The sequence below is a fragment of the Terrabacter sp. 01T434 genome, assembly GCF_056398545.1.
Genome location: NZ_JBFTPP010000007.1, coordinates 1 through 26,462, shown reverse-complemented (window position 1 = coordinate 26,462; position 26,462 = coordinate 1). Strand labels below are relative to the sequence as shown.

Annotated in this window: 23 protein-coding genes and 1 rRNA gene; 2 read left to right on the top strand and 22 right to left on the bottom strand. The window is 72.3% G+C overall.

All coding sequences use genetic code 11. The annotated features are described in order from the left end of the window. Positions 1-229 precede the first annotated feature (229 nt). Complete coding sequence (locus AC1DIW_RS15370) at positions 230-1,630, bottom strand: replication-associated recombination protein A (RefSeq protein WP_478109233.1); 1,401 nt, start codon at positions 1,628-1,630, stop codon at positions 230-232. A gap of 20 nt (positions 1,631-1,650) precedes the next feature. On the opposite strand from AC1DIW_RS15370, the gene AC1DIW_RS15365 reads away from it, so the two are divergent. Continuing rightward, entirely contained in the window at positions 1,651-3,846 is a 2,196-nt protein-coding gene (locus AC1DIW_RS15365; RefSeq protein ID WP_478109231.1) for an MMPL family transporter, read from the top strand. After that, on the top strand, positions 3,843-4,607 hold the full coding sequence (locus AC1DIW_RS15360; RefSeq protein ID WP_478109230.1) for a GNAT family N-acetyltransferase: 765 nt from the start codon (positions 3,843-3,845) through the stop codon (positions 4,605-4,607). Before AC1DIW_RS15365 ends, AC1DIW_RS15360 begins: the two co-directional genes overlap by 4 nt. Positions 4,608-4,630: 23 nt before the next feature. Here AC1DIW_RS15360 and AC1DIW_RS15355 read toward each other — a convergent pair whose 3' ends face one another. The 21 genes from AC1DIW_RS15355 to rrf all read right to left on the bottom strand — a co-directional run bounded on the left by AC1DIW_RS15355 (position 4,631) and on the right by rrf (position 26,431). After that, positions 4,631-5,065 carry a VOC family protein gene (locus tag AC1DIW_RS15355; protein ID WP_478088750.1) on the bottom strand — a complete coding sequence of 145 codons (435 nt, stop codon included), beginning with the start codon at positions 5,063-5,065 and terminating at the stop codon, positions 4,631-4,633. Between the two features lie 9 nt (positions 5,066-5,074). Beyond that, complete coding sequence (locus AC1DIW_RS15350; protein ID WP_478109228.1) at positions 5,075-5,527, bottom strand: helix-turn-helix transcriptional regulator; 453 nt, start codon at positions 5,525-5,527, stop codon at positions 5,075-5,077. Between the two features lie 324 nt (positions 5,528-5,851). Then, positions 5,852-7,681: an aspartate--tRNA ligase gene (gene aspS, locus AC1DIW_RS15345; RefSeq protein WP_478109226.1), complete on the bottom strand. Its 1,830-nt coding sequence runs from the start codon at positions 7,679-7,681 to the stop codon at positions 5,852-5,854. Between the two features lie 206 nt (positions 7,682-7,887). After that, positions 7,888-9,903: a M64 family metallopeptidase gene (locus tag AC1DIW_RS15340; RefSeq protein ID WP_478109224.1), complete on the bottom strand. Its 2,016-nt coding sequence runs from the start codon at positions 9,901-9,903 to the stop codon at positions 7,888-7,890. Positions 9,904-9,908: 5 nt separating this feature from the next. Continuing rightward, positions 9,909-10,340, bottom strand: coding sequence for a hypothetical protein (locus AC1DIW_RS15335; protein WP_442277953.1), 432 nt, complete (start codon positions 10,338-10,340; stop codon positions 9,909-9,911). A gap of 277 nt (positions 10,341-10,617) precedes the next feature. After that, a complete protein-coding gene (locus AC1DIW_RS15330) occupies positions 10,618-11,049 on the bottom strand; it encodes a YchJ family protein (protein WP_478109222.1) in 432 nt (143 codons plus the stop codon). Then, complete coding sequence (locus AC1DIW_RS15325) at positions 11,046-11,720, bottom strand: NUDIX domain-containing protein (RefSeq protein ID WP_442277951.1); 675 nt, start codon at positions 11,718-11,720, stop codon at positions 11,046-11,048. Before AC1DIW_RS15325 ends, AC1DIW_RS15330 begins: the two co-directional genes overlap by 4 nt. Before the next feature lie 7 nt (positions 11,721-11,727). Then, entirely contained in the window at positions 11,728-13,482 is a 1,755-nt protein-coding gene (locus AC1DIW_RS15320; protein ID WP_442277950.1) for a CTP synthase, read from the bottom strand. An 11-nt stretch (positions 13,483-13,493) separates the two neighbouring features. Continuing rightward, positions 13,494-14,636, bottom strand: coding sequence for a glycosyltransferase family 4 protein (locus tag AC1DIW_RS15315; RefSeq protein WP_478109220.1), 1,143 nt, complete (start codon positions 14,634-14,636; stop codon positions 13,494-13,496). After that, a complete protein-coding gene (gene murJ / locus AC1DIW_RS15310) occupies positions 14,633-16,387 on the bottom strand; it encodes a murein biosynthesis integral membrane protein MurJ (RefSeq protein WP_478109218.1) in 1,755 nt (584 codons plus the stop codon). Before murJ ends, AC1DIW_RS15315 begins: the two co-directional genes overlap by 4 nt. Further along, positions 16,384-17,316, bottom strand: a complete 933-nt coding sequence (locus tag AC1DIW_RS15305) for a hypothetical protein (protein WP_478109216.1) — start codon at positions 17,314-17,316, stop codon at positions 16,384-16,386. The genes murJ and AC1DIW_RS15305 overlap by 4 nt, the downstream gene beginning before the upstream one ends. Continuing rightward, a complete protein-coding gene (locus AC1DIW_RS15300) occupies positions 17,313-18,257 on the bottom strand; it encodes a copper transporter (protein WP_478109214.1) in 945 nt (314 codons plus the stop codon). The genes AC1DIW_RS15305 and AC1DIW_RS15300 overlap by 4 nt, the downstream gene beginning before the upstream one ends. Next, on the bottom strand, positions 18,254-19,435 hold the full coding sequence (gene steA, locus AC1DIW_RS15295) for a putative cytokinetic ring protein SteA (RefSeq protein WP_442277945.1): 1,182 nt from the start codon (positions 19,433-19,435) through the stop codon (positions 18,254-18,256). Before steA ends, AC1DIW_RS15300 begins: the two co-directional genes overlap by 4 nt. Before the next feature lie 89 nt (positions 19,436-19,524). Further along, complete coding sequence (gene recN / locus AC1DIW_RS15290; RefSeq protein ID WP_478109212.1) at positions 19,525-21,291, bottom strand: DNA repair protein RecN; 1,767 nt, start codon at positions 21,289-21,291, stop codon at positions 19,525-19,527. Positions 21,292-21,300: 9 nt separating this feature from the next. Further along, positions 21,301-22,248, bottom strand: a complete 948-nt coding sequence (locus tag AC1DIW_RS15285) for an NAD kinase (protein WP_442277943.1) — start codon at positions 22,246-22,248, stop codon at positions 21,301-21,303. Further along, entirely contained in the window at positions 22,245-23,045 is an 801-nt protein-coding gene (locus AC1DIW_RS15280) for a TlyA family RNA methyltransferase (RefSeq protein ID WP_478109210.1), read from the bottom strand. Before AC1DIW_RS15280 ends, AC1DIW_RS15285 begins: the two co-directional genes overlap by 4 nt. After that, positions 23,042-23,326, bottom strand: coding sequence for a hypothetical protein (locus tag AC1DIW_RS15275; protein ID WP_478109208.1), 285 nt, complete (start codon positions 23,324-23,326; stop codon positions 23,042-23,044). Before AC1DIW_RS15275 ends, AC1DIW_RS15280 begins: the two co-directional genes overlap by 4 nt. 36 nt (positions 23,327-23,362) lie before the next feature. Beyond that, positions 23,363-24,436: an HAD-IIA family hydrolase gene (locus AC1DIW_RS15270; protein WP_478109206.1), complete on the bottom strand. Its 1,074-nt coding sequence runs from the start codon at positions 24,434-24,436 to the stop codon at positions 23,363-23,365. A 129-nt stretch (positions 24,437-24,565) separates the two neighbouring features. After that, complete coding sequence (locus AC1DIW_RS15265; protein WP_442277939.1) at positions 24,566-25,210, bottom strand: tetratricopeptide repeat protein; 645 nt, start codon at positions 25,208-25,210, stop codon at positions 24,566-24,568. 134 nt (positions 25,211-25,344) lie between these two features. Further along, positions 25,345-26,001 (bottom strand): hypothetical protein, encoded by a 657-nt coding sequence (locus AC1DIW_RS15260; RefSeq protein ID WP_478109204.1) that lies wholly within the window; start codon positions 25,999-26,001, stop codon positions 25,345-25,347. A 313-nt stretch (positions 26,002-26,314) separates the two neighbouring features. Then, positions 26,315-26,431, bottom strand: a 5S ribosomal RNA gene (rrf, locus tag AC1DIW_RS15255). Between the last annotated feature and the right edge of the window lie 31 nt (positions 26,432-26,462).

Here is a 26,462-nt window from a genome sequence, read left to right as displayed (position 1 = left end):
CCGACCCGGGGTTGCGTCACCGGGACATCCTCGGGGGCCGCACCAGATGATCCGGGTGCAGCCCTGCCGGGACGACGTGAGCCTGCCACACGGATCCGCGCTGTCCAAGCATCGAGACGTGCATGGATGACAAATCGTTACCGACCGCTCGCGACGCCGCACAACGTCCGTCCATGCTTGACAAGCCCGCAACAATCCCCGGCCCTCCGGCCGCGAGCGCCTTGCCCCGTCAAGGCCGGGGCGTGCGTCCCAGCCGTCCGGCGAGCCACTCCCAGCGTGCTCGGAGACGTTCCTCGAAGCCGCGGTTCGTCGGCCGGTAGTAGCTGACGGCGTCGTGCAGGTCGTCCGGCAGGTACTGCTGCGCGGCGACCCCGTCGGGCTCGTCGTGGGCGTAGACGTAGCCCTTGCCGTGGCCGAGGCGCTCGGCCCCGGCGTAACCGCTCCCCCGCAGGTGGGCCGGGACGACGCCGCCGCGACCTGCGCGGACGTCGGCGATCGCCTCGTTGATCCCCAGGTATGCCGCGTTGGACTTGGGTGCCATGGCGTTGTGCACGACCGCCTGCGCAAGGATGATCCGCGCCTCCGGCATGCCGATCTGGGCGACGGCGTGCATCGCGGCCACCGCCGTCTGCAGCGCCGTGGGGTCGCCCATCCCGACGTCCTCGCTCGCGGAGATGACGATGCGGCGCGCGATGAAGCGAGGGTCCTCCCCCGCCTCGAGCATCCTGGCGAGGTAGTGCAGGGCGGCGTCGACGTCGCTGCCGCGCATCGACTTGATGAGCGCACTCGCGACGTCGTAGTGCTGGTCGCCGGCGCGGTCGTAGCGGACGGCGGCCTGGGCCACGGCCTGCTCGACGTGGGCCAGCGTGATCGCGACGGGGTCGTCGGAGAGACGTCCCGCGGGCTGGGCGTCGAGCGCGACACCCGCGGCGGCCTCGAGCGAGGTCAGGGCGCGCCGGGCGTCACCACCGGCGATGCGGACGAGGTGCTCGGTGGCGTCGGCGGCCAGGGTGTGCTCGCCGTCGAAGCCCCGTTCGTCCGTGAGGGCGGCGGCCAGCAGCTCGCCGATCTCGTTGTCGGACAAGGACTCCAGTGTGACGAGCACCGAGCGCGAGAGCAGCGGGGAGATGATGCTGAAGGACGGGTTCTCGGTCGTGGCCGCGACGAGGATGACGGTCCGGTTCTCGACGCCCGGGAGCAGGGCGTCCTGCTGGGCCTTGGTGAACCGGTGGATCTCGTCGAGGAAGAGCACGGTCTGGCGCGAGTAGAGGTCGCGCTCACGGACGGCCGAGTCCATCACCGAGCGGACGTCCTTGACCCCGGCCGTGACGGCGGACAGCTCGACGAAACGGCGTTCCGCCGCTGTCGCGACGAGGTGGGCGAGCGTCGTCTTGCCGGTGCCGGGCGGTCCCCAGAGGATGGCGGACAGGGGGCCGGCCGCGCCGCCCGATCCCTCGATGAGGCGCCGCAACGGGCTCCCGGGTCGCAGCACCTTCGCCTGCCCACGCACCTCGTCGAGGGAACGCGGGCGCATGCGAACGGCGAGCGGGGCGACTCCGGCCGAGGCCGGCTGTTCACCGCGGTCGGCTGCGGAGGCAGCACCGAAGAGGTCCTCCGTACTGTTCGACATCACTGTGGAAGGCTATCCGCGTGCATAACCCCTCACCCGCGGGCCCGGCGCCGCGTACCCGTCTGGCCCGGCTCGGCGGTCTCATCGCGCGCCACCCGCGCCGCTGGGTGGCGGCCTGGGCCATCGTCGCGATCGCCTGCTTCGCCGTCGCGGTCGGCGGGGTCACCGGCGAGTCCCTCTTCGAGCGACTGCACTCCGGCGCCCCGACCGTCGAGTCGGAGTCCTCGCGCGCCCAGGACGTCATCGCCCAGAGTCAGCCCGCCCTCGAGACGCTGACGATGCAGGTGACCGGTGCCGACCTCACGGATACGGCGGCGGTGGACAAGGCCGCGGCGGCGACACGCGAGATCGCCCGCGTGCCGGGAGTCAAGAACGTGCGGTCACCACTGCTGTCGCCGCGTGGTCTCTCGGGCCCGTCGGTCGCGCCGCTCCTCAAGGGTGGGAGCCCGGCCGCGGGAGGGTTCGTCACGGTCGTCGACTTCGAGCCCGGTCTCTCCAAGGCCGCCCAGACCGACGCCGAGTCGCAGGCCGAGCAGCGGATGCTCGCGGTCCCCTCGGCCATGGGCGCCCAGGGCTCGGTCGGCAGCTCGAGCAAGGTGGTCAAGGCGATCACGAGCACCGTCGAACGGGACCTGCTGCGCGGTGAGGGCATCGCCCTGCCGCTCACCTTTCTCGTGATGTTCTTCGTCTTCGGCGGCTTCGTCGCGGCGGGTATGCCGATCGTCGGGGCGGTCGTGGCCATCGGCGGAGCCCTGCTGTCGCTCTTCGGTTTCTCGCACGCGGTCGAGCTCGACGCGACCGTCGTCAACATCGTGACCCTGCTCGGCCTGGGGCTCTCGATCGACTACGGCTTGCTCACGGTGAGCCGGTTCCGCGAGGAGCTCGGCCACCGGCAGCACCGGGTGCCCACCCGCGAGGAGATCGCCCACGCCGCCGAGCGGACCGTGGCCACGGCGGGCCGCACCGTACTCTTCTCCGGGCTCACGGTCGCGATCGCCCTGGGTGGCCTGCTCGTCTTCCAGGCCTCCATCATGCGTGCCATCGGCGTGGCCGGCGTCAGCGTCGTCCTCGTCGCGATGGTCGTCGCCATCACCCTCGTGCCGGCCCTCTGCGTCATCGGCGCAAAACGCTTGTCCCGCAAGGCGGTCGAGCAAACCGCTGACGTCGGTCTGTTCTCCAGCCTTGCCGCCGGGGTGCAGCGCCGGCCGGTATCCGTCATCCTCGCGGTCGTGGCCGTGCTCGTGACGCTGGCCCTGCCGACCCTGTCGATGAAGCTGACGTCCTCGGGCACCGAGCTGCTCCCGAAGGACGCGCCGCAGCGCGTCTTCTTCGAGCAGCTCGCGCGGGACTACCCCGCGCTCTCCGCCCCCGAGGTGACCGTCGTCGCCGGCTCGGCGGACACTGCCCCCGTCACCGCGTGGGCCCAGCAGTTCCGAAACCGCCCGGGAGTCGAGGGAATCGACGTCCAGCCCCTCGGCGCCGACCACCAGCGGGTCAACATCCGCGTCGCCGGAGGACCGACCTCGGACGAGGCCCAGGACCTCGTGACGGCGATCCGCGCCACGAACGCGCCCTTCGAGACCCTGACCACCGGGCAGGCGGCGGGCCAGATCGACTTCCTCGACTCCATGTCGGCCCGGGCGCCGTATGCCGTGGCCCTCGTCGTGCTCGGCACGTTCGTCCTGCTCTTCCTGATGACCGGCTCGGTCATCCTGCCGGTCAAGGCCCTGCTGCTCAACGTCATCTCTCTCGGGGCCGCCCTCGGCGTCGTCGTGTGGATCTTCCAGGACGGCCATCTCCAGGGGCTGCTGGGGTTCACGTCGGTCGGGGCCGTCGAGTCACTGGTCCCCTTCCTCGTGCTGGCCTTCGGTTTCGGCCTGTCGATGGACTACGAGGTCTTCCTGCTCTCGCGGATCGTCGAGTTCCACCGGCACGGCGCCGAGAGCGACCGCGCGGTCTCCCTCGGTCTCCAGCGCACGGGTCGCATCATCACCTCGGCGGCTCTGCTCATCATCATCGTCTTCGCGGGTTTCGTCGCCGGCGACATCCTCATCATCAAGGAGATGGGCCTGGCGCTCGTGGCCGCCGTCGCCATCGACGCGACGCTGGTCCGCATGCTGCTGGTCCCGGCGACGATGACCGTGCTCGGTCGCTGGAACTGGTGGGCGCCGGCGCCGCTGCGGCGCCTCCACGACCGGTTCGGGATCACCGAGTGACGCAGGTCGTCACCGGGCACGGACTCGACGACCTGCTGGCGGCCACCGGCCGGCACCCCTTCGTCCGGTGTGAGGTGACCGACGACCTCGCCGCGACGTGGTGGAGCTCGTCCGACGCCGTCGCGTTCCAGCGCACCCGCAAGGCGGTGCGCCGCACCGTCAACGTCCTCGGTGGCGACGACGGGGTCACGGAGCTGCTCGACCACCTGCCGGAGATCGCGGCGATCGTCTCCCCCGGGCGCCGGGCGTTCTCGGTCAGCGTGCCCCAGCACCTGGAGCCCCGGCTGCGGGAGCGCTACCGCGTGCTGGACGGCGGCGACTGGGAGTGGTTCCACACCACCACGGCCCCAGCCCGGCACCCTTCGCACGAAAGGGTGCTCGCCCTCGACGACGTCGCCCGCGCCACCGAGGTGCGGGCGTTCCTCGAGGCGCACTCCCCCACGGCCGACACCGAGCCGGGACAGGGCGAGCGCTGGTTCGCCGTCGAGGACCCAGACGGCTCGCTGTCCGCCGTCGCCGCCTGGGGCACCACCCGCGGCGGCGCGCCGCACCTGTCGTCGGTCGCCGTCGACACCCGGCTGCGCGGACAGGGGCTCGGCCGCACGATCGTCGGCGCCGTCACGCGGCGCGCGGTCGCCGAGGCCGGGGTCTGCACCCTCGGGATGTACTCGCACAACGAGGTGGCCCGCAGCCTCTACCTCTCGCTGGGCTATGACCGGCTCTGCGCGTGGTCGAGCCGCCCGGTCGTCATCGACCTCTGACCGGCACCGCCTGACGGGGCCTCTCAGGCGAAGTCCGCTGCCACGACCTTCCGGTCGGCCTCCTGCACCAGGACCACCCAGTTACCCGAGTTGTCGCGGCACACGGCCTCGGTGCCGTAGGGCCTGGCCGAGGGGGGCTGGAGGAACTCGACGCCCTTCGCGGTCAGCTCGGCATACGTCTTCTCGCAGTCGTCGACGGAGAGCCCGAGACCGTTGAGGCCGCCGGCGTCGAGGGCCCGGCGCATCGCGGTGACGAGCTCGTCCGGGAACGGCGGCCCGGGGATCGCGAGGCTGACCTGGAGCTCGGGCTGGTTGGGGTGGACGACGGTGCACCAGCGGTAGCCGTCGCCGAGGGTGATGTCGTCCTTCTCCTCGAACCCGAGGACGTCGACGTAGAAGCGCTTCGACTCGTCGACGTCCTTGACGAAGACGCTGACGATGGAGATGTTCGTGATCATGGGTCCACGCTAGGGCGCGTCCCGGTCGGGCCGCTTCTCCTCCGTTGCGGAGCGCTCGGCCAGACCCCACATGAAGAGGACGCAACCCGGGATGTGGGGCGCCCCCGTTTCGGCGTACCGGGCCTGGAAGCTGCTCGGGCTCTCCCCGACGACCGCACGGAAGCGGCTGCTGAACGACCCGAGGCTCGTGAAGCCGACCGCGTGACAGACCTCGGTGACGGTGAGATTGGTCGAGCGCAACAGGTCCTGCGCCCGCTCGATCCGCCGCGTCGACACGTACTCGACGGGCGTGACCCCGTACGTCGCCCGGAAGAGGCGCAGGAAGTGGAACTTCGACAGCCGGGCCTCGGCGGCGAGCGCCTCGAGGTCGAGCGGCTGGGCGAAGTCACGGTCTGCGACGTCGCGGGCACGGCGCAGGTGGACGAGCACGTCGTCCGGTGCGCGCACGCTTCGCTCCGCCACGACCCCATCCTGCCCGAGCGGTCCCCGTCGTGGACCGGTCACCAGCGTGCGTATGCCGTCCGCCCGGCTCGCGCACCCGGCATACCTTCCCGGCCCCGGCGGACTTGTGACGGTCCCGCGGCCTTCCCGAACCGCCACATCCCCGCCCCGGCGGACTTGTGACGGTCCCGCGCCCTGCCCGAACCGCCACATCCCCGCCCCGGCGGACTTGTGACGGTCCCGCGGCCTGCCCGAACCGCCACATCCCCGCCCCGGCGGAGTTGTGGTGGCGCGGTTCGGCTGCGCGTCACCCGACCCGAGACACGGCTTGACGAGCCTTCGGGCTCAGCTCTGCTTCGGGCTGACCTCGGGTGCGCCCTGTGGGGCGGGGGCCGACCCGGCCGGCTTCGCGTCGACGCCGGCCTCCTTGCGCTGCTCGGGCGTGATCGGCGCCGGAGCGGCGGTCAGCGGGTCGTAGCCGCCACCGGACTTCGGGAACGCGATGACGTCGCGGATCGAGTCGGTGTGCGCGAGGAGAGAGACGATGCGGTCCCAGCCGAAGGCGATGCCGCCGTGCGGCGGGGCGCCGAAGGCGAAGGCCTCGAGGAGGAAGCCGAACTTCTCCTGGGCCTCCTCCTGCGAGATCCCCATGACCCGGAAGACCCGCTCCTGCACGTCGCGGCGGTGGATTCGGATCGAGCCGCCGCCGATCTCGTTGCCGTTGCAGACGATGTCGTACGCGTACGCGAGCGCCGAGCCGGGGTCGCTGTCGAAGGTGTCCTCGAACTCCTTCTTCGGCGACGTGAAGGCGTGGTGCACGGCGGTCCAGGCGCTGTAGCCGAGGGCGACGTCGCCCGAGGCCGTCGCGTCGGCGGCCGGCTCGAAGAGCGGCGCGTCGAGGACCCAGAGGAAGCTCCACGCGTCCTCGTCGATGAGACCGCAGCGCTTGCCGATCTCGAGGCGGGCAGCGCCGAGCAGCGCCCGGGACGCCTTTGCGGCACCGGCGGCGAAGAAGATGCAGTCGCCGGGCTTCGCGCCGACGTGCGCGGCGAGGCCGGCCCGCTCGGCGTCGGTGAGGTTCTTGGCGACCGGGCCGCCGAGCTCACCGTCCTCCTGGACGAGGACGTAGGCGAGGCCGCGGGCGCCGCGCTGCTTGGCCCACTCCTGCCAGGCGTCGAGCTGCTTGCGGGGCTGGCTCGCGCCGCCGGGCATGACGACCGCGCCGACGTAGTCGGACTGGAAGACGCGGAAGGTGGTGTCCTTGAAGAAGTCGGTGCACTCGACGAGCTCGTTGCCGAAGCGCAGGTCGGGCTTGTCGGAGCCGTAGCGGGCCATCGCGTCGGCGTAGGTCATCCGCAGGAACGGCGCCTCGAGCTCGACACCGATGAGGCGCCACAACGCGGCGATGATCGCCTCGCCGAGCTCCATGACGTCGTCCTGGTCGACGAAGCTCATCTCGACGTCGAGCTGCGTGAACTCCGGCTGGCGGTCGGCGCGGAAGTCCTCGTCGCGGTAGCAGCGGGCGATCTGGTAGTAGCGCTCCATGCCCGCCACCATGAGCAGCTGCTTGAACAGCTGCGGGCTCTGCGGCAGGGCGTACCACGACCCGGGCGCCAGGCGCGCCGGCACGAGGAAGTCGCGGGCGCCCTCCGGGGTCGAGCGGGTCAGCGTCGGCGTCTCGATCTCGACGAAGTCGCGGGCGCCGAGGACCTCTCGGGCCGCGGCGTTGACGCGCGAGCGCAGTCGGATCGCGGCACCGGCCGAGCTCGCCCCGGGACGACGCAGGTCGAGGTAGCGGTGCTTGAGGCGGGCCTCCTCGCCGACGGTGACCCGCTCGTCGATCTGGAAGGGCAGCGGCGCCGCGGGGTTGAGGACCTCGAGGTCGCTGACGATGACCTCGATCTCGCCGGTGGGCAGGTCGGGGTTGGCGTTGCCCTCGGGGCGCTCGCGCACCTCGCCGGTGACCTTGACGCAGAACTCGTTGCGCACGTCGTGGGCGCCACCCTGGGCGAGCACCTCGTCGCGCGCGACGACCTGGGCGACGCCCGAGGCGTCGCGCAGGTCGAGGAAGGCGACCCCGCCGTGGTCTCGACGCCGCGCCACCCAACCGGTGAGGGTGACGGTCTGGCCTGCGTGGTCGGCACGGAGAGTGCCGGCCTCGTGAGTGCGGAGCACGGAGGGTCCTTCCGGGACAGGGTTCGGGCGGCATGGCGGCCACCACCAGGGCTGAGCAGTGGACGAGCACGGCACCCGCGCCGCAGGGCGGCGGCGAGCACCGAGGACCAATCCTAGACCGGTTGCGCCCCTCGGCCCTTCGCCCTGCGCACTCCACCCCACAGCGAGACCTCGACGGCGGCCGAGGTCTCGCTGTCCCTCCGTGATCAGAGGCTGCGGTCCTCGTGGTGCCAACCACTCTCGAAGTTGAACCACAACGCGTGGATGTGACCGTCGCCCGTGCGGAAAAGGTTGTGCTGCTCGGCCAGGTTGCGCCCCTCGTGCGTGAACGTGTAGCCGAACGGGTCACCGACCGAGGCCGGGGCCCCCAGCATCGCCGTGCGATCCTCATGGTGCCAACCACTCTCGAAGTTGAACCACAACGCGTGGGTGTGACCGTCACCCGTGCGGAAAAGGTTGTGCTGCTCCGCCAGGTTTCGGGCTTCGTGCGTGAACGTGTAGCCGAACGGGTCACCGACCGAGGCCGGAGGTGCCCCGAGCATCGCCGTGCGATCCTCATGGTGCCAACCACTCTCGAAGTTGAACCACAACGCGTGGATGTGACCGTCGCCCGTGCGGAAGAGGTTGTGCTGCTCCGCCAGGTTTCGGGCTTCGTTCGTGAAGGTGTAGCCGAACGGGTCACTCACCGCCGGAGGTGCCCCGAGCATCGCCGTGCGATCCTCGTGGTGCCAACCACTCTCGAAGTTGAACCACAACGCGTGGATGTGACCGTCGCCCGTGCGGAACAGGTTGTGCTGCTCCGCCAGGTTTCGGGCTTCGTGCGTGAACGTGTAGCCGAACGGGTCACTCACCGCCGGAGGTGCCCCGAGCATCGCCGTGCGATCCTCGTGGTGCCAACCACTCTCGAAGTTGAACCACAACGCGTGGATGTGACCATCACCCGTGCGGAACAGGTTGTGCTGCTCCGCCAGGTTGCGCCCCTCGTGCGTGAACGTGTAGCCGAACGGGTCACCGACCGAGGCCGGGGCCCCCACCATCGCCGTGCGATCCTCATGGTGCCAACCACTCTCGAAGTTGAACCACAACGCGTGGATGTGACCATCACCCGTCCGGAAAAGGTTGTGCTGCTCCGCGAGGTTCCGCCTCTCGTGCGTGAAGGTGTACACCCCGGCCTGACCCACCGACGGGGGCGCCCCGAGCATCGCCGTGCGATCCTCATGGTGCCAACCACTCTCGAAGTTGAACCACAACGCGTGGATGTGACCGTCACCCGTGCGGAACAGGTTGTGCTGCTCCGCCAGGTTGCGAGCCTCGTGCGTGAACGCGTACGCCGTCGGGTCCGCGACCGCCGGTGGGGCCGTCATCAACGGTCCGATGCGGTTGCGGATGACCTGCCGGCAGACGGCGCAGAACGGGACGCTGAGCGCGCGCATCTTGCAGTTGTACTCGGGCCTGAAGGCTCCGCAGTGGAAGTAGTGCGCCCCCTCGAAGAGGCCGACGGTCCCCGAGGGCACGGGGCTCGGGCGGGAGTCGACCGTGCTGCAGTCGGGGTTGCTCATCGTCGGGAGCGCGGTCGTCGCAGCCACGGCCCAGCCCCACTTCAGGGTGGCCCGGTCCGTGTTGATCGTGACGTTGGGCTCCGTGGGTTCGGTCGCGGGGTGGTGGTCGTGACCGGTCTCGGCGCCGCCGGCGTAGTAGGGGTACTCGTCGGCCAGCCCGTATGCGGTGTGGCCGATCTCGTGGATCGCGATCTCCGTCGCCCCACCCGCGAGCGAGTAGGTGCCGACGGAGCCACCGCTGCCGCCGTAGATGGTCGAGTTCACCACCACGATGGCCACCGAGAACTCGGGGACCTGCGCAGCCGCTGTGACGAGCACCGTCGTGTTGTTGCAGATCAACAGCCGGCGGATGCCGTTGCCGCCGAAGCTGGAGTCGAAGTAGGTCCGTGCCGTGGCGCCGGTCCCGCCGCCGCTGACCGGGTCGTCGGCACCCGAGTCGGTGGAGGCGACGTTGACACGCCAGATGTTGATGGCCGGCACGAGCGCGTCGTAGGGCGGTGTCGCGAGCAGGGCCGTCACGAAGGCGGCGCACGCGTTGTTGAAGTCGGTCTGCTGGGCGGCGGTGAACCCGTCGGCCAGCAGCACGATCGAGAAGGCCCGGTTGCGCGGGGCGGCGCCGGAGATCTGGGTGGCGCCCTGGACGGTCCCGTCTGAGGTCGTCATGATCGTCACCGCTTCCCGTGGAGCGGGAAGCTGCCGAGCTCGAGGTCGTCCGCCCCGACCCCCTGGCCCGGCGCGAGGTCGCGGTCGGTGCGAGCCCTGCCCGCCCTCATGACCGCCACGCGCACGGCCTCGTCGTCGGCGGGGACCACGACGGTGAACGCGCCCTGCGCCGCAGCGTCGACGCGGGTGATCGCCTCCTCGTGGTCCTCGGGGAAGACCTCCGCACTCTGCTGGAAGGCGCCGCGGACCGGCACCCTGGCCAGCACGGTCCCGGCGACGCTCCTGCTCTCGACGAAGTGGTCGGCCGGCTCTTCGGTCGGCGCGGGGCGCGGGATGTCGACGTCGACCGGGGTCTGCGAGATGAGTCGCACCGTGTCCCCGTCGTACTCGAAGATCAGGCGCACAGCCCCTGATGTGGTGGGCGGCTGCTCGGTCATCGCATTCTCCTTTGAGGTGCAAAGCGCAGGTGGTGTCCTGAGGCCCGCCGGCTCGGCGGTGCACAGGATCAGGACCGCGAACCGGCGCCGTGATACACCCGCGGCGCTGCCCCCTGGCAGAGCCCCCCGCGTCGACTCTCCGCTCGCGCGACCGCCCCGTCAACAGCCCCAGCGCCGGTTGATCTCGACAGCCGACCCAGCCCGCTCCGTGGACCGCCCGTGGACCACCCCTGGGCCGCCCGTGCTGCGGCTCGTGACGCAGGTGGAGGCGCTGGCCTCAGCCGGGTTGCCCGTCGACGTAGAGCCAGCGCCCGGCGCCACGCTCGAAGCGGCTCACCTCGTGCAGCGTGCCGCGGTCGGACCCGGTGCGAGACGTCCCCTGCGACCAGCGCGCGACGAACTCGACCACGCCGGTTGGCTCGCCGCCGGCCCCGGCCCGGGTGCGCAGCACCGTCAGGCCGACCCACCGGGTGGCCGGGTCGAGGTCGATCCGGTCCGGCCGGGTGCGCGGATGCCACGTGCGCAGGAGGTAGGCGTCATCGCCCACCGCGAAGGCGGAGTAGCGCGAGCGCATCAGCTCCTCCGCCGTGGTCGCCCAGCCTTCGCCGGCGTGGAGCGGCCCGCAGCAAGCGGCATACGCCAGCGTGTCAGGGCCGCCGCCACAGGGACAGGGACGGAGCAGCGCGCCGCCGAACGCTCCCCCGCTCACGACCGGGCGCGTTGCGCTTCTCGGGCCGGCCACGGGGCGTCGTGCGGCCGCAGCGTAGACCAGCCGCGGCCGCGGGACAGGCCCGCGGAGAGCAGCCCGACGAGTGTGGCGGAGTTGCTGATGCGGCCTGCGAGAGCAGCGTCGACGGCGTCGTCGAGTGACACCCACAGCGGTCGCAGGCTCAGCTCCTCCGCCGTGCGCTGGTGCGCGTCGGCAGCCGCCACCTCCTGCAGGCGGCGGGCCAGGAAGATCCGCACCGTCTCGGGGAACGCGCCGGGTGACGTGATGTCGTCGGCCAGCACGTGCCACTCGCCGGCCGTCAGGTCGACCTCCTCGGCGAGCTCGCGCGCGGCGGCCTCCCACGGCGGCTCGCCGTCGACGTCGAGCAGGCCCGCGGGCAGCTCCCACACGTGACCCCCGGTCGCGTGTCGGTACTGCCGGATCATGAGCACCTGGTCGACGCCGCCCCGCTCACGCAGGGCGAGCACGGCGACGGCCCCGGGATGCGTCACGAAGTCGCGCGTCACGACGCCACCCGCACCGAGGTCGACGCGCTCGCGCACGACGTCGAAGATGATCCCCTCGAACGGCGTCGTCGACTCGAGGACGGGCTCGGCGGTCCACTCCTCGACGAGGTCGGCTCCCGTGCCGCTCGGTGCGTCCAGGCTCACCGGCGGTTCAGCCGGCGTCCGAGGAGGCGCCCGCCGCGGACACCGAGGCGTACTCGTCCGTGTCGCGCTCCGCCCGGCCCGCGTCGGCAGCGGCGCGGTGGCGCTCGACCTCCACGAGCCGCTCACTGCGCTGACGCTCGAGGGCGGCGCCGACGAGACCCGCGAAGAGCGGGTGCGCACGGTTGGGGCGCGACAGGAACTCCGGGTGCGCCTGCGTCGACACGTAGTACGGGTGAACCTCACGCGGCAGCTCGACGAACTCGACGAGCATGCCGTCGGGCGACGTGCCGGAGAAGACGAGGCCCGCCTTCTCGAGGTCGTCGCGGTAGGAGTTGTTCACCTCGTAGCGGTGGCGGTGGCGCTCCTGGACCTCGGCCTGCCCGTAGGCGGCGCGGGTGACGCTGCCCTCCTTGAGCGCGGCGGGGTAGGAGCCGAGACGCATCGTGCCGCCGAGGTCGCCGGCGCCCTCGACGAACGCCTTCTGCTCCTCCATGGTCGCGATGACCGGGTGGGCCGTCTCGGGGTCGAACTCCGTCGAGCTCGCGTCCTCGTTGCCGAGGACCGTGCGGGCGTACTCGATGACCATGCACTGCAGCCCGAGACAGATGCCGAGGGTGGGCACCTGCTTCTCGCGCGCCCACGTCAGCGCGCCGAGCTTGCCCTCGATGCCGCGCACGCCGAAGCCGCCCGGGACCAGGACGGCGTCGACACCGCCGAGAGCCCGCTGGGCACCGGCCGGGGTCTGGCACTCGTCGCTGGCGACCCAGCGGATGCTGACCTTCGCGTCGTGGTGGAATCCACCGGCGCGCAGCGCCTCGGTGACCGAGAGGTAGGCGTCGGGCAGGTCGATGTACTTGCCGACGAGGGCGATCTCGATGGCGTGCTCCGGGTCGTGCACGCGCTGGAGCAGCTGGTCCCACTCGGTCCAGTCGACGTCGCGGAAGCCCAGGCCGAGACGCCGGATGACGTACGCATCGAGCCCCTCGCGGTGCAGCACCTTGGGGATGTCGTAGATGCTCGGCGCATCGACGCAGGCGGCGACCGCCGTGACGTCGACGTCGCACATGAGCGAGATCTTGCGCTTGATCGGGTCGGGGATGTCACGGTCGGCCCGCAGCACGAGCCCGTCGGGCTGGATGCCGACCTGCCGCAGCGCGGCGACGGAGTGCTGGGTCGGCTTCGTCTTGAGCTCGCCGCTCGGCGCGAGGTAGGGCACGAGCGAGACGTGGAGGAAGAAGCTGTTGTCGCGGCCGATGAGGTGGCGCACCTGGCGCGCCGCCTCGAGGAAGGGCAGCGACTCGATGTCGCCGACCGTGCCACCGATCTCGGTGATGATGACGTCCGGAGCGTCCGGACCTCCGGTGGCGAGGGCGCGCATGCGGGCGACGATCTCGTTGGTGATGTGCGGGATGACCTGGACGGTGTCGCCGAGGTACTCGCCGCGACGCTCCTTGGCGATGACGTGGTTGTAGACCTGTCCGGTCGTCACGTTGGCGCTGCCGACGAGGTTGACGTCGAGGAAGCGTTCGTAGTGACCGATGTCGAGGTCGGTCTCCGCCCCGTCGTCGGTCACGAAGACCTCGCCGTGCTGGAACGGGTTCATCGTCCCGGGATCGACGTTGATGTAGGGGTCGAGCTTCTGCATCGTGACCCGTAGGCCCCGCGATCTGAGAAGTCGTCCGAGGCTCGAGGCTGTCAGGCCCTTGCCGAGAGAGGAGGCAACGCCCCCGGTCACAAAGATGTGCTTCGTCGTTTCCACCACGGGCTTCGAGTCTACGTCATGCCGACGGGGTCCGCTGCGTAGCGGTCCACCCACCGGCGCGTCTCGGCGTCGGGAGTCGCCCACGTCGCGGCGCGGGCCCGTGCGGCGGCACCTCGACGCGCCCGGTTCTCCGGGTCGGAGAGGAGGAGGTCCACCTGGGCGGCCACTGCGGACGGGTCGCCCACGGCGACAAGGCAACCCGCGTCGCCGACGAGGTCGGGGAGGCCACCGGTCCTGGTCACCACCACGGCGAGACCGGCCGCCATGGCCTCCTGGACGACGAGCGCGCGGGCCTCCCACCGGCTCGTGAGGACGAAGGCGTCCGCAGCCCGGAGCCAGTCCCCCACGTCGGTGCGAGCCCCCACGAACCGGACGACGGGACCCTCCCCCTCCCGCTGGCGTATGCCGTCCGCCTCCTGCTCGAGTCGGGCGCGCAGCCGCTCGTCGCCGGCCCCGACGACGACCCAGGTCGCGGGGACGCGGGAGAGCCGGGCGGCCTGCACGAGCGTCGGGAGGTCCTTCTGCGGGGCGATGCGCGAGACGGTGAGCACGACCGGCTGGTCGAGCCGGATGCCGGCCCCGGCGAGTAGGGCACCCCGCCCGGCCGGGGCGAGGGGCTCGGACCGCAGGAGGGCCCCCACGGCCGCCGACGGCACGGTGGCCAGCTCGGTTCGGCGCGCCCCCAGCGAGACGGCGAGCTCGACGAGGTCGGCGCTCGCCCCGGTGACGAGGTCGGCCCGGCGCAGCGACCACGCGACGAGACGGCGCGCGACGCCCGCCCCCGTGCGGGCAGGAGCGGAGCGCGGGACCGGCGGCAGGTCGTTGTGGAGGGACAGGACGAGGCGAGGCCGGGGCCGGGCGCGTGCGACCGCCACGGCCGCGATGACCGCGGCCTGGTGACCGTGCGCGTGCACGACGTCGACGGTGCCGGCGAGCTGCATGATGCGGTGCCAGTCCACGAGACCGCGTGGGGCGCGCGCGCCGCCGTGGACGGGCCACAGCCGGTGCGCGTCGGGCCAGCCGAAGGTCTGCGCCGTGGCCTCCGCCGTCACGATCTCGACGTCGTGGCCGAGGTCGCGAAGCCCGTCGACGAGGGTGTCGACGTGAGCACCGACCCCGCCGGTGGACCGGCCGAGCACCATGAGGATCCTCATGCGGCCACGTCCGCCGCCTCGGCGTCACGTCGCGGGCGCCGCACCCGGGTGAGGACGGACCGGTCGATCGTGACCGCGAGACCCGCCATGACGAGGAGGGCCACGATGCCCACACCGACTCCGACGACGACGCTGGAGCCCAGCGACTGCCCGACACCGCGCACCGACAGCCACGAGGCGACGCCACGTCCGACCCCAGCGCCGACGATGGCGGCGGTCAGAGTGGCCACGAGGGGTCGGGCCGGCAGCGAGAGCGCGCGCCAGCCCCAGGTCCGCCCGACGAGCACGACGAGCAGCGACGCCCCGAGGGCGAGACCGGTGCTGGAGCCGGCTGCCAGCGCCCGCAGGGTCTCCGGGCCGCCGGCACCGGAGGCGTCGAGCACGACGAGCGGCAGCACGACCGAGGCGAGCCAGCCCACCGCGGCGAGGCCGCCGGCAGCGAGCGGCGAGCCGCGCACGTAGGACGCTCTCGAGAGGAGACCGATGACGCCGAGGCCGACCACCGACGGGGCGAAGAGCGTCACCGCGTCGCCCATCGTCGCCAGGGTCTCGAGCGACGCCTCGGACCCGGAGCCGGCGTCCAGGGCGCTGAAGAAGGCACCGACGGGGATCGCGACCGCGACGAGGGTCGCCGCACCGAGGAGCGTCACGACCAGGGTCGCGAGCCAGGCCCGGCGCAGCGTCGCGGCCGCGACGTCCCGGGCCTCCGGTTGCGCACGATGCGCTGGAGGCGCCGTATGCCCCCGGTGCGCAGGCTGATCCCCCGGCGCCGCGACGGTTCCTCCACGCCCGGCGTCTGCGCCGGCCAGCGACGGGAAGGCGGCCGTCGCGAGCGGCACGGCCAGGACGGCATACGGCAGCAGGGTCACGGCCTGGGCGTAGGTGTAGACGTTCAGGGTGCCCGCCCCTCCGCGGTCGTTGGCGAGGCGGATGACGACGAGCGTCGCGATCTGCTGGCCCGCGACGGCCAGGAGGCCCGAGACCGCGAGCACGCGGACCCGGCTCGCCACACCGTCGGGGAAGCGCAGCCGCGGACGCAGCCGGAGGCCCGCCCGGCGCGCCGGGACGAGCAGGGGCAGCGCGAGGGCCACGACGCCGAGCGTCGTGCCGACGCCGAGCACGACGAGAGCGCCGTGCGGGACCTCGTCGATGGGGGCCGCGGGGTCGCCGGCGAGCGCGCGGTAGGCGAGGTAGGTCGCGATGACGACGAGGCTCGACAGCAGGGGCGCGAGAGCCGCGCCGACGAACCGGTGGTGCGCCTGCAGCACCCCGGCCATGACGATCGCCACGCCGTAGAGCGGGACCTGGACCGCGAAGATCCTCAGCAGGTCCGTGCCGAGCGCGACCTCCCCGGCGCATCCCGTCCCGAGCAGCGCGCCGGCGATCGGGCCCGCGGCGAGCGCGACCACGACGCCGAGGGGCACGAGCACGACAGCCGCCCAGGTGAGCAGCGCCGACGCGGTGGCGTCGGCGCCCGCCCGTTCACCGCGGGCGAGTGCGCCCGCGACGAGGGGGACGGCAACGGCGGCGAGCACTCCCCCGGCCGCGATCTCGAAGAGCACGTTGGGCACGGCGTTGACCGACTGGTAGACGCTGCCGACGCAGGTGGCGCCGACGGAGTGCGAGAAGACGAACCATCGTCCGAAGCCGACGACCCGCGCTACGAGGGTGATCACGGCGATGGTGCCTGCGGTCGCCAGGAGCCCCCGATGGGAGGGCGGGCCGCCGGCCGTCGCGTCAGGAGCGCTCATCGGCGCTCACGGCCCCACTCGTCGACTCGTCGCAGCACCGGGTTGGCCTCGATGACCTGCGTGAAGCTGACCCGTTCGGAGGCGAGGGTCAACGCGGCGAGGCCCGCGAGGGCGGTTGCCCGGCCGACGAGGCCGGTGCGCTCGACGAGAGCGAGACCCAGGAGGGCGCCGGCCGCGTTGGCCCCGGTGTCCCCGAGCATCGACGACGCCCTCAGGTCGTCGCGCACGACACCGAGCGAGGAACCGACGGCCGTGGCCGCGGCCACGCCACCGACGAGCGGGAGCCCGGCGGCGAGGGTGACCTTGAGGGCGCGTCCGGGCCGCAGGTCGAAGAGGTTGACGGCGTTGGCCGCTCCTGCCACGACCGCGCCGCCGACCAGGGAGGACAGCACGCCCGTCGGCCCCGGTCGTCCAGGTCGGGCCGGTCGTCCGGGTCCGCGGGAGTCGACGAGCGCCACACCGAGGAGCCCGGTCAGGCCGAGCCCGACGATCTTCACGGCTCCCGTCGTGACCTCGCCCCGTCCGAGCGCGCGGAGGTGGCCCTTGAGCCCCTTGTCCGCGGTGCCCCCGACGAGGTCGTCGAGCGCGCCGAGGGCGCCGGCCGACAACGCGACGATCGCCGTCGCCCTGGCGGAGCCGCCGGCGGACCGGCCGGCGGACCGGCCGGCGGCTCCCGGCGCGAGGCGGGAGACGACTGCCCCGACGGCGGTCGCGGCCGCAGCACCGGCCACGGCGCCGCCGACCCAGGCGGGCCCCTCGAGAAGGGTGACGGTGGATCCGGCGTGGTTGGTGCGTGCCCAGGGGTCGCGGACTGCGGCCGGCAGGCCTCGGCCGGTGCGCAGCAGCGACCAGGACACCGCCGCAGACCCGATGACGGCAGCGAGCGATGCGACGGCGGACGAACCCGCGTGCCGACGGCTCCGCGTCACGGGAGCACCCGCGGGACCCGGGCGGTGGCGCCGGAGGCGATGCCGTAGTGGCCGATCCTCTGGTCGAGCGCACCCTCGACGGCGAGCACCACGGTCGCCGGGCCGCTGCCGGCGCGGGCGTGGTCCACGGTGGAGACGATCTGGGCGGTCTCCGACTTCTCGCGGACCGCCTGCACCGCGTTGGACGTCTCGGCCTGCCCCGCCGCAGCGAGGGTGTCGCCTCCGGCGACGACCGTGGCATGGGAGGACCCGGCGAGCGCGGTGACCAGGGCTCGGATGGCGTCGGACCGCGCCGTGACGACCGGTTCGGTGCCGGCGTAGTCGCCGGACACGACGACGGCGAGGTCCGACGGCGCGAGCTCGGCGACTGTGCTGTCGAGCAGGTTCGCGTCGACGAGCACCTTGAGGGCGGCGGAGCGCTGGGGCGACGGGCCCGTGCTGCCCGTCGAGACCGTGAGGTCGGCGAGGACCTGGAGCAGCAGGGCGTCACCCGTGGCGGACGTGCTGAGCCCGAGCGCGGTCGCAGCGTCATGAGCGGCCTTCGCCCGGTCGCTCGACTGGCTCGGGTCGAACCAGTCGGGGCTGATCGTGACGGTCCCGGCCAGGGCGGCGCCGCTCTGGGTCACGACGTCCTCGAGGTTGCTCACCATGGTGCCGTCGGCAGACGGCATGACGACCACGACCGCACGGTGACCGGTGAGCCGGCCACGGACGATGCGGGGCTGAACGGCCGCCGCGTACTCGTCGGAGCCCTCGACGAGCTTCTCACTCACCGTGAGTTTGTCGTTGAGGGCCTGCTTCTCGGTGCGCAGCGCGGCGACCTGTTCACTGAGCTGGTCGCCGAGGTTCCCCTGGAGAGGACCGGCCCCGAGGACGATACCGACCGCGAGTGCGAGGAACACCGAGATGATCGAGACGAGGTGGTAGCGGAAGTCGATCACGTGAAGATCCCAACGATGGCGGTGCGGAGGTCGTCCCATCGGGCAGCGAGAACCTGCAGCCACACCTGGCCGGCGGGAGTCGACGCCAGCGCGGCGATGAAGGCCAGCATGCCGACGAGGAGCATGGTCACGAGCAGGCGCCCCGGGATCCGGGCCCGATAGAGCTGGCTGACGCCCTTGGCGTCCACGAGCTTGCCGCCGACGCGAAGGCGCGTCAAAAAGGTCGAGGCCTGGCCGTCGCGACCCTTGTCGAGGAACTCCACCAGGGTGACGTGGGTGCCGACGGCGACGATGAGCTCGGCCCCGGAGTCGTCGGCGAGGAGCATCGCGACGTCCTCGCTCGTGCCTGCGGCGGGGAAGACGACCGGGGTGATCCCGAGTGCCTCGACGCGGGCGAGTCCCGGGGCCCGGCCGTCGCGGTAGGCGTGGACGACGATCTCGGCGCCGCAGCGCAGGGCCTTGTCGGAGACGGAGTCCATGTCGCCGACGATGAGGTCCGGCTTGTGGCCGGACTCGAGGATGGCGTCAGCGCCGCCGTCGACCCCGATCAGGATGGGGCGGTACTCCCGGATGTAGGGCCGCAGCGCCTCGAGGTCCTCGCGGTAGTGGTAGCCGCGCACCACGATGAGGCAGTGACGACCGTCGAGCTCGGTCGTGATCGCCGGCACCCCGACGCCGTCGAGCAGGAGGTCGCGTTCCTTGCGGATGTACTCCATCGTGTTGGTCGCGAACGCCTCGATCTGCACGGCGAGGCCGGCTCGCGCCTCGTGCATCTGGGCCTGCACGGCTTGGGCGTCGAGCACCGTGCCCGTGGCGACCTTGGTCTCGCCCTGCCACAGGTCGGCGCCGTCGAGCCGCAGCGGCTGGCCGTCCGAGAGGGTCATGACCTCCGTGCCGGCGGCATCGAGGAGCGGGATGCCGGCCTCGACGAGGATCTGCGGGCCGAGGTTCGGGTAGCGGCCACTGATCGAGGCGCTGGCGTTGACCACCGCTGCCGGACGCACCGCGACGAGGGCGTCGGCGCTGACCTTGTCGAGGTCGGCGTGGTCGATGACGGCGATGTCGCCGGGCTGGAGGCGCTTGGTCAGCGTCTTGGTCCGCCGATCGACGCGCGCGCTGCCGACGACGCCGGGACCGGGGTCGTGCGCACGGGGACGGCGGCGGATGGAAAGAGCCATGATGGCCTCAATCGTGCCACGTCGGGATTTGAGGAGCCCATCGGTCCGCGGCCACGTCGACGGCCACGTGCCCCATCGCCGAGGGCGACCTACCGGTGGCCGATCCGCGCGCCACCGGTCTGCTCGAGCAGGTCACCGGCATGCGCCAGACCGGCCTCGGAGTCGGGGTCGCCGCCCATCATCCGCGAGAGCTCGCGCAACCGGGCGTCTCCCTCCACGACCGAGACGCTGCTCGAGGTGATGCGTCCGTCGTCGGCCTTGTGCACGACGAGGTGCCGGTCGGCGAACGCCGCCACCTGTGCGAGGTGGGTGACGACGATGACCTGGGCGTGCTCGGCGAGGGCGGCGAGACGCGCGCCGACGTCGAGCGCGGCCCGGCCGCCGACTCCCGCGTCGACCTCGTCGAAGACGAACGTGGGCGGACCAGCGTGCGCCTCGCCCGACGGGCTTGCCGAGCCCACGACCTCGAGCGCGAGCATGACCCGCGACAGCTCGCCGCCGGAGGCCGCGCGGGCGACGCTGCGTGGCGTGGCACCCGGGTTGGCCGCGAGGAGGATCTCGACGTCGTCGATCCCGTGCCGTGAGAGCCGGACCCGCTCCCCGTCGGGCAGCGCGACGCCGTCGGGGTCGGTCCGCCGGCGGAGCTCGACGTGGACGACGGCTTTGCCCATGGCCAGGTGGGCCAGCTCCTGGGACACGCGGATGCCGAAGTCGTCACCGGCCGCCCGGCGCGCGTCGGACAGGGCGAGCGCCGCGGCCCCGAGGGAGGCCTCGAGCTCGGCCACCTCGGCGCCGAGACGCTCGACCCGGTCGTCGGCCGTCACGAGCTCGTCGAGCCGGGCCGCGCTGCGCCCGGACCACTCGAGGACCTCGTCGACCGTCTCGCCGTACTTCCGCGTCAGGACCCCGAGGGCGGCCCTGCGCTCCTGCACGTAGCCGAGTCGCTCGGGGTCAAGGTCGACGTCCTGGAGGTATGCCGTGAGGTCAGCAGCGAGGTCCGTGACGAGGGTGCCGACCTCGTGCAGCCGCTCGTCGAGCCCCGCGAGGGCCTGGTCGTGGGCGGTCGCCGGCATGAGCGCGCCGCGCGCGGACCCGATGAGGTCGCGCACGTTCGGAGCCGGTTCGGCGGCATAGTCGTCCCCGCTGAGGCCGGCGAGCGCCTGGGCGGCGGCAAGACGGAGGGTGTCGGCGTGCGCCAGCCGCTCGTCCTCCGCGCGGAGCGCGGCGTCCTCGCCGGGCTGGGGATCGACCGCCTCGATCTCCTCGAGCGAGGCCGTGAGCGAGTCGATCTCGCGGGCGCGCTCACGGGCCTCGGAGACCAGTCGGGCGTGCTCGCGGGCGGAGTCGCGCCACCGGTCGTAGAGCTCGGCGACCCGGTCGCGAAGGGCGGTGAGGGCGGGACCGCCGAAGTCGTCGAGGACCACCCGGTGGGCGTCGCCCTGCTTGAGCCGCCACTGGTCGGCCTGTCCGTGCACGGCCACGAGCATCTGTCCGAGCTCGGCGAGCACCGCGACGGGGGCCGTGCGCCCACCGACGTGGGCCCGAGACCGGCCGGCCGCGGCGATCGTGCGGGCGATGACGAGCTCGCCGTCCTCGTGGTCGGCACCTGCCTCGTCGGCCCGGATGAGGGCGGGGTGGTCGAGCGGCAGCTGCACGACGCCTTCGACGAGGGCCGACGACGAGCCGGTGCGGACGAGCCCGGAGTCGGCGCGCTCACCGAGCAGCAGGCCGAGGCCCGAGACGACCATCGTCTTACCGGCCCCGGTCTCACCCGTGAGCACGTTGAGCCCGGGGCTCAGGTCGAGGACGGCGTCGTCGATGACGCCGACGCCGCGGATCCTCATCTGGCTGAACACGGGACCACCTTAGGGCCGAGCACCCTCACTGAGGTCCACGTCGTCCACGGCGGCCGCGCCGTCGCCGTTGCCGCGCCAGCCGGCCACCGACAGGTTGAACTTGGCCACGAGGCGGTCGGTGAAGGGCGCGCTCGTGAGGCGCGCGAGTCGCAGTGGTCGCACCCCACGGCATACCTCGATGCGCGCACCGGGCGGGAGGTCGACGTGCCGTCGACCGTCGCACCACATGACACCGGCCCCCTCCGTGGCGGCCTTGATCTCCACCGCGAGATGCGTGTCGGGACCGAGCACGAGTGGGCGGGCGAAGAGGGCGTGAGCTGCGCTGGGGACGAGGAGCATCGCCTCGACCTGGGGCCAGACGACCGGCCCACCGGCCGAGAACGCGTAGGCCGTCGAGCCCGTGGGCGTCGACACGATGACCCCGTCGCAGCCCCAGCTCGACAGGGGTCGCCCGTCGACCTCGACGGTGACCTCGAGCATTCGCTCGCGCGACGCCTTCTCGACGCTCACCTCGTTGAGCGCCCAGCTGCTCGCGATGAGGTCGCCGTGGAGCTTGGCGTCGACATGGAGCGTCATGCGCTCCTCGACGGCGTAGTTGCTGCTCGCGATGTGCTCGACCGTGGCGTCGAGGTCGTCGCGCTCCGCTTCGGCCAGGAAGCCGACGTGCCCGAGGTTGACGCCGAGCAGGGGCACGTCGACGCTGCGGGCGAACTCGGCGCCTCGCAGGATGGTGCCGTCACCGCCGAGCACCACGACGAGGTCGCACCCCTCCGCGACCTGCTCCTCGGCGGAGGCGATGTGTACGCGGGAGCTGTCCTTGAGGTCGAGGGCCTTGGCCTCGTCGGCCTGCAGCGACACATCGATGCCGAGGTGGGTGAGGCGTTCGACGACGCCCTTGGCGACGGTCAGCGCCTCGGGGCGTCTCGGGTGGGCCACGAGCAGGATCCGGCGCGTCACGGGGGTCCTTCCAGGTCGACGGCCTCCAGCATGTCATCCACCGCCGTCACGGACGCGCCCGGTACGGGTCTCGGAGCCAGCCAGAAGAGGAACTCGCGGTTGCCGTCCCCGCCGGCTATCGGGCTGGCGGTGGCCCCGTGCAGGTGCAGTCCCTGCTCGGCGACGACGGCGGCCACGTTCCGGAGAACGCGGCGGCGCTCGTGCGGAGAACTGACCACGCCGGATCGGCTGAGCCGCTCCCGACCCACCTCGAACTGCGGTTTGACCAGCACGACCAGGTCACCGTCGTCGGTGACGAGGGTGCGCATGGCGGGCAGGGCGATGGCGAGGGAGATGAAGCTGAGGTCGGAGACGACGAGGTCGAAGGCGCCACCGAGTCCCGCGGCGTCGACGTCCCGGATGTTGGTACCGGGCAGGTCACGCACCCGCGGGTCGGTGGCGATGGACTGGACGAGCTGGTCGTGGCCGACGTCGAGCGCCGTGACGTGAGCTGCCCCTCGTTCGAGGAGCACCTGGGTGAACCCACCCGTGCTCGCCCCGACGTCGAGGCAGCGCCGACCCTCGACGGGGACGGGCCAGGTGTCCAGGGCGTGCAGGAGCTTGAGGGCGGCGCGGCCCACCCAGCGGTCCGGCTCCCGGGTCAGCTCGATGGTCGACGAATCGCCGACCGGGAGAGCAGGCTTGCTCGCCGGCCTGCCGTCGACGCGCACCACTCCGGCGGTGACGAGCTCACGCGCCTGGGTGCGCGACCTGGCGAGTCCGCGTGTGACGAGCTCGACGTCGAGGCGACGCGTCACGCCCCACCCAGACCGCCGAGGCGGCTCTGCAGGCTGCGGTGGGCGTGCTCGCCCGCCTCGATGCGTTCGGCGAAGGATCCGGGCTGCGCCTCGGCGAGGCGCGCCATCGCCTCGTCCACAGCTTCGTCACCCGTCACCGGCGGCTCCGGAACGTCGCGGGTCTCGTCCGGGTCGGGCTCGGCCGGGCGGGGTGCCGTGACGGCCTCCCCGGCGCTGCCCTCGACCTCCGACGGCTCGCCGGACCCGAGGTCGTCGCGTCGAGCCTCACTCTCGCCAAACATGTTTTGCCTCCGTGCCGGGTGGTTGGTCCGCTGCGGTCACGCTACCGGGTCGGTGGCGGGAGGGGTCGTTGGCGAGTCGTCGAGCAGTCGGTCGAGCGCCTCGGCGTCCCGGCAGAGCTGGTCGCGGTCCGATCTCTCGGCCCGGAGGCGCAGCAGTGCGGCCAGGCCCGCCCGCACCACCTCGATGGGCGTCCCGCTCCCCCGTTCGATGTGCAGCCCGTCGTCGGTGTGGGTCACCCGGGCGGCGCCGCACCGCCACCCGTCCGCGTCCGGCACGGGAGCGGCATACGGCTGCAGGAGCTGGTCGAGAGAGGCAAGGACATACGTCGGGGACGCGTCGCCGGCCACCAGGTCGGTCGGCCGGTCGACGCCGGTCAGCACCCAGGCCGAGTCGATGCCTGCTGCCTCGGCGCCGCTGATGTCGGTGCCGAGCCGGTCCCCGACCGCGAGGGTTCTGTCCGGACGCGTCCCGAGGCGGTCAAGCGCCAGGCGGTAGAGCGGAGGGTGCGGCTTGCCGACGACGGCCGGCCGTCGCCCCAGAGTGGTGGCGAGCAGGTCGACATAGGCGCCGTTCCCGGGCGACTGCCCCCACGGAAGGGGCAGGGTCGCGTCGTCGTTGGTGGCGACCCAGAGCAGCCCGGTCGTCAACGCGCGCCCTGCCGTCTCGAAGTCGCTCACGCGCAGCTGCTTGCCGTATCCCTGGAGCACGGCAGCGACGCCGGCAACCTCGTCGGCACCGCCGCCCGGGGACACGGGGACGAGGCCGGCGTCCTTCAGGGCCTCCACGACACCCTCGCCACCCAGGGCGAGAACGGCTGCTCCCCGCTCGAGCTGGCCGGCAAGCTGCGCCGCACCGGCCTGCGCGCTCGTCACGACGTCCGAGGGCGTAGCCGGGGCGCCGAAGCCAGCGATCTGGGCTGCGACCTCGTCCGGCACGCGCGACGCGTTGTTCGTGGCGTAGACGACCTTCATGCCGCGGGCCACGAGCTCCTGGAGGGCTTCCGCGGCCTCGGGCACGGCGTCCGACCCGCGGTAGACGACACCGTCGAGGTCGCACACCACCCCGTCGTAGCCCGCGACCAGGGGTTCGCCCGCGCTCACGGTGTCCATGCCACCTCCTCGGAAGAAGACCCTACGACGAAGGCGTACCGGCGGAGCGGCTGGTCGAGTCCGGTACGGGTCCGGCACGGGTCCGACCTGTCGATCGGACCCGTTGCTGGGACCCTGACCGGGCTGCGATCAGCGCTGGTCGTCGTCGTTCTCGTTTTCGTCGGACACGACGGCGTCGCCGAACTCGTCGTCGTCTTCTTCGTCGCCCAGCAGGTCGGTGACGTCGACGCCGTCGAGCTCCTCGAGCCGCTCGGCAGCATCCGTGGTGAGCTCGTGGTCCGCATCCGCGGCCCTGGCGAACCAGTCACGCGCCACCTCGACGTCACCCGCGGCGAGCTTGGCGTCCGCATAGGCGTAGAACAGGCGAGCCGCCGACGGACGGTTCGGGTTGATCCGCTTCACGAGGTCGCTCAGACCGGCGGCCGCGGCATCGAGCTGCCCGAGGTCACGACGGATCCCGGACACGACGATCGCGAGCTCGACCCGGTCGTCGATGGCGAGGTTGTTGGCCTCGTCCGACTGCGCGAGCTCGAGCGCCTTGTCGTGACGGCCGAGCGCGCGCTCGCAGTCGACCATGAGCGGCAGGAGGTGGCTCGACCCCGACAGGCGGCGCACCGTGCGGAACTCACCGAGCGCCCGCGCCCAGTCGCCGAGGCGGTAGGCGACCAACCCCAGGGACTCACGCGCGGCAGGGACACGTCCCGCGCGGCGCACGGCGGTCTCGGCGTGGGCCAGGGCCGCCTCGGGCTCGACGTCGAGCAGCTCAGCCACCATGACGAGGTGCTGGGCGACGCCTTCCGCGTTCTCCTTGGACAGGGTGCGCAGCTGGTTCTTGACGCCGCGATCGACCTCGTTGCCGGTGACGCCCTCGCGGATCGCCGGCTCGGGCTTGCGCGGCGACTTGGGCGTCAGGCGCGGACCACCGCGCCGGTCGTCGTCCTGCGGGCGGCCGGCGCCGCCGCGGGGCCGGTCGTCGAATCGTCGGGGACCACGGTCATCCCGGCCGCCGCTGGAGCGACGGTCATCGGAGCGGTAACCACCCCGGTCATCACGGCCGCCGCTGGAGCGACGGTCATCGGAGCGGTAACCACCCCGGTCATCACGGCCGCCGCTGGAGCGACGGTCATCAGAGCGGTAGCCGCCCCGGTCATCACGGCCAGAGCTGGACGGGCGGTAGCCGCCCCGGTCATCACGGCCACCACCAGAGCGACGGTCATCAGAGCGGTAGCCGCCCCGGTCGTCACGGCCAGAGCTGGACGGGCGGTAGCCACCGCGGTCATCACGGCCGCCACCAGAGCGACGGTCATCAGAGCGGTAGCCGCCGCGGTCGTCACGGTCTCCGCTGGAGCGACGGTCATCAGAGCGGTAACCGCCCCGGTCATCACGGCCAGAGCTGGACGGGCGGTAGCCGCCCCGGTCATCACGGCCACCACCAGAGCGACGGTCATCAGAGCGGTAACCGCCGCGGTCATCACGGCCAGAGCTGGACGGGCGGTAGCCGCCCCGGTCATCACGGCCACCACCAGAGCGACGGTCATCAGAGCGGTAACCGCCGCGGTCATCACGGCCGCCGCTGGAGCGTCGGTCGTCAGAGCGGTAGCCCCCGCGGTCATCTCGCCGCGGCGCCGACGATCGGGGAGCACCCGACCTGGGCGCTCCCGAGCTCTGTCCGGCCCCGCCGCTGCGTGCGGGACCTCGGTGACCGCCGTCGCGGTCGCGGCGGTCGCCTCGGCTGTCGTTGCCGTCCTGGTCACTCATGTTCTGCATCCTTCCGCGCCGACCACGGTCGGCGCCACCTCTGGCGTCATCGAGCACAAAAAAGAAAGAGCGCCCCAGACGGATCAATGAAGTTCCGTCCGGGGCGCTCTGACAAAGTGTGTCCGGCTGCGTCCTACTCTCCCACACCGTCACCAGTGCAGTACCATCGGCGCTGAAGGGCTTAGCTTCCGGGTTCGGAATGGAGCCGGGCGTTTCCCCTTCGCTATGACAGCCGAAACTCTATGGAGATATCAAATCAAGTGGGTGG

What these genes read in the sequence shown, in the direction of transcription:
- AC1DIW_RS15315 (WP_478109220.1), bottom strand. Translation starts at nt 14,636, where the DNA reads ATGAGGATCCTCATGGTGCTCGGCCGGTCCACCGGCGGGGTCGGTGCT.
- steA (WP_442277945.1), bottom strand. Translation starts at nt 19,435, where the DNA reads ATGGCTCTTTCCATCCGCCGCCGTCCCCGTGCGCACGACCCCGGTCCC.
- murJ (WP_478109218.1), bottom strand. Translation starts at nt 16,387, where the DNA reads ATGAGCGCTCCTGACGCGACGGCCGGCGGCCCGCCCTCCCATCGGGGG.
- AC1DIW_RS15275 (WP_478109208.1), bottom strand. Translation starts at nt 23,326, where the DNA reads ATGTTTGGCGAGAGTGAGGCTCGACGCGACGACCTCGGGTCCGGCGAG.
- AC1DIW_RS15270 (WP_478109206.1), bottom strand. Translation starts at nt 24,436, where the DNA reads ATGGACACCGTGAGCGCGGGCGAACCCCTGGTCGCGGGCTACGACGGG.
- AC1DIW_RS15340 (WP_478109224.1), bottom strand. Translation starts at nt 9,903, where the DNA reads ATGACGACCTCAGACGGGACCGTCCAGGGCGCCACCCAGATCTCCGGC.
- AC1DIW_RS15370 (WP_478109233.1), bottom strand. Translation starts at nt 1,630, where the DNA reads ATGTCGAACAGTACGGAGGACCTCTTCGGTGCTGCCTCCGCAGCCGAC.
- AC1DIW_RS15335 (WP_442277953.1), bottom strand. Translation starts at nt 10,340, where the DNA reads ATGACCGAGCAGCCGCCCACCACATCAGGGGCTGTGCGCCTGATCTTC.
- AC1DIW_RS15355 (WP_478088750.1), bottom strand. Translation starts at nt 5,065, where the DNA reads ATGATCACGAACATCTCCATCGTCAGCGTCTTCGTCAAGGACGTCGAC.
- AC1DIW_RS15265 (WP_442277939.1), bottom strand. Translation starts at nt 25,210, where the DNA reads ATGGTGGCTGAGCTGCTCGACGTCGAGCCCGAGGCGGCCCTGGCCCAC.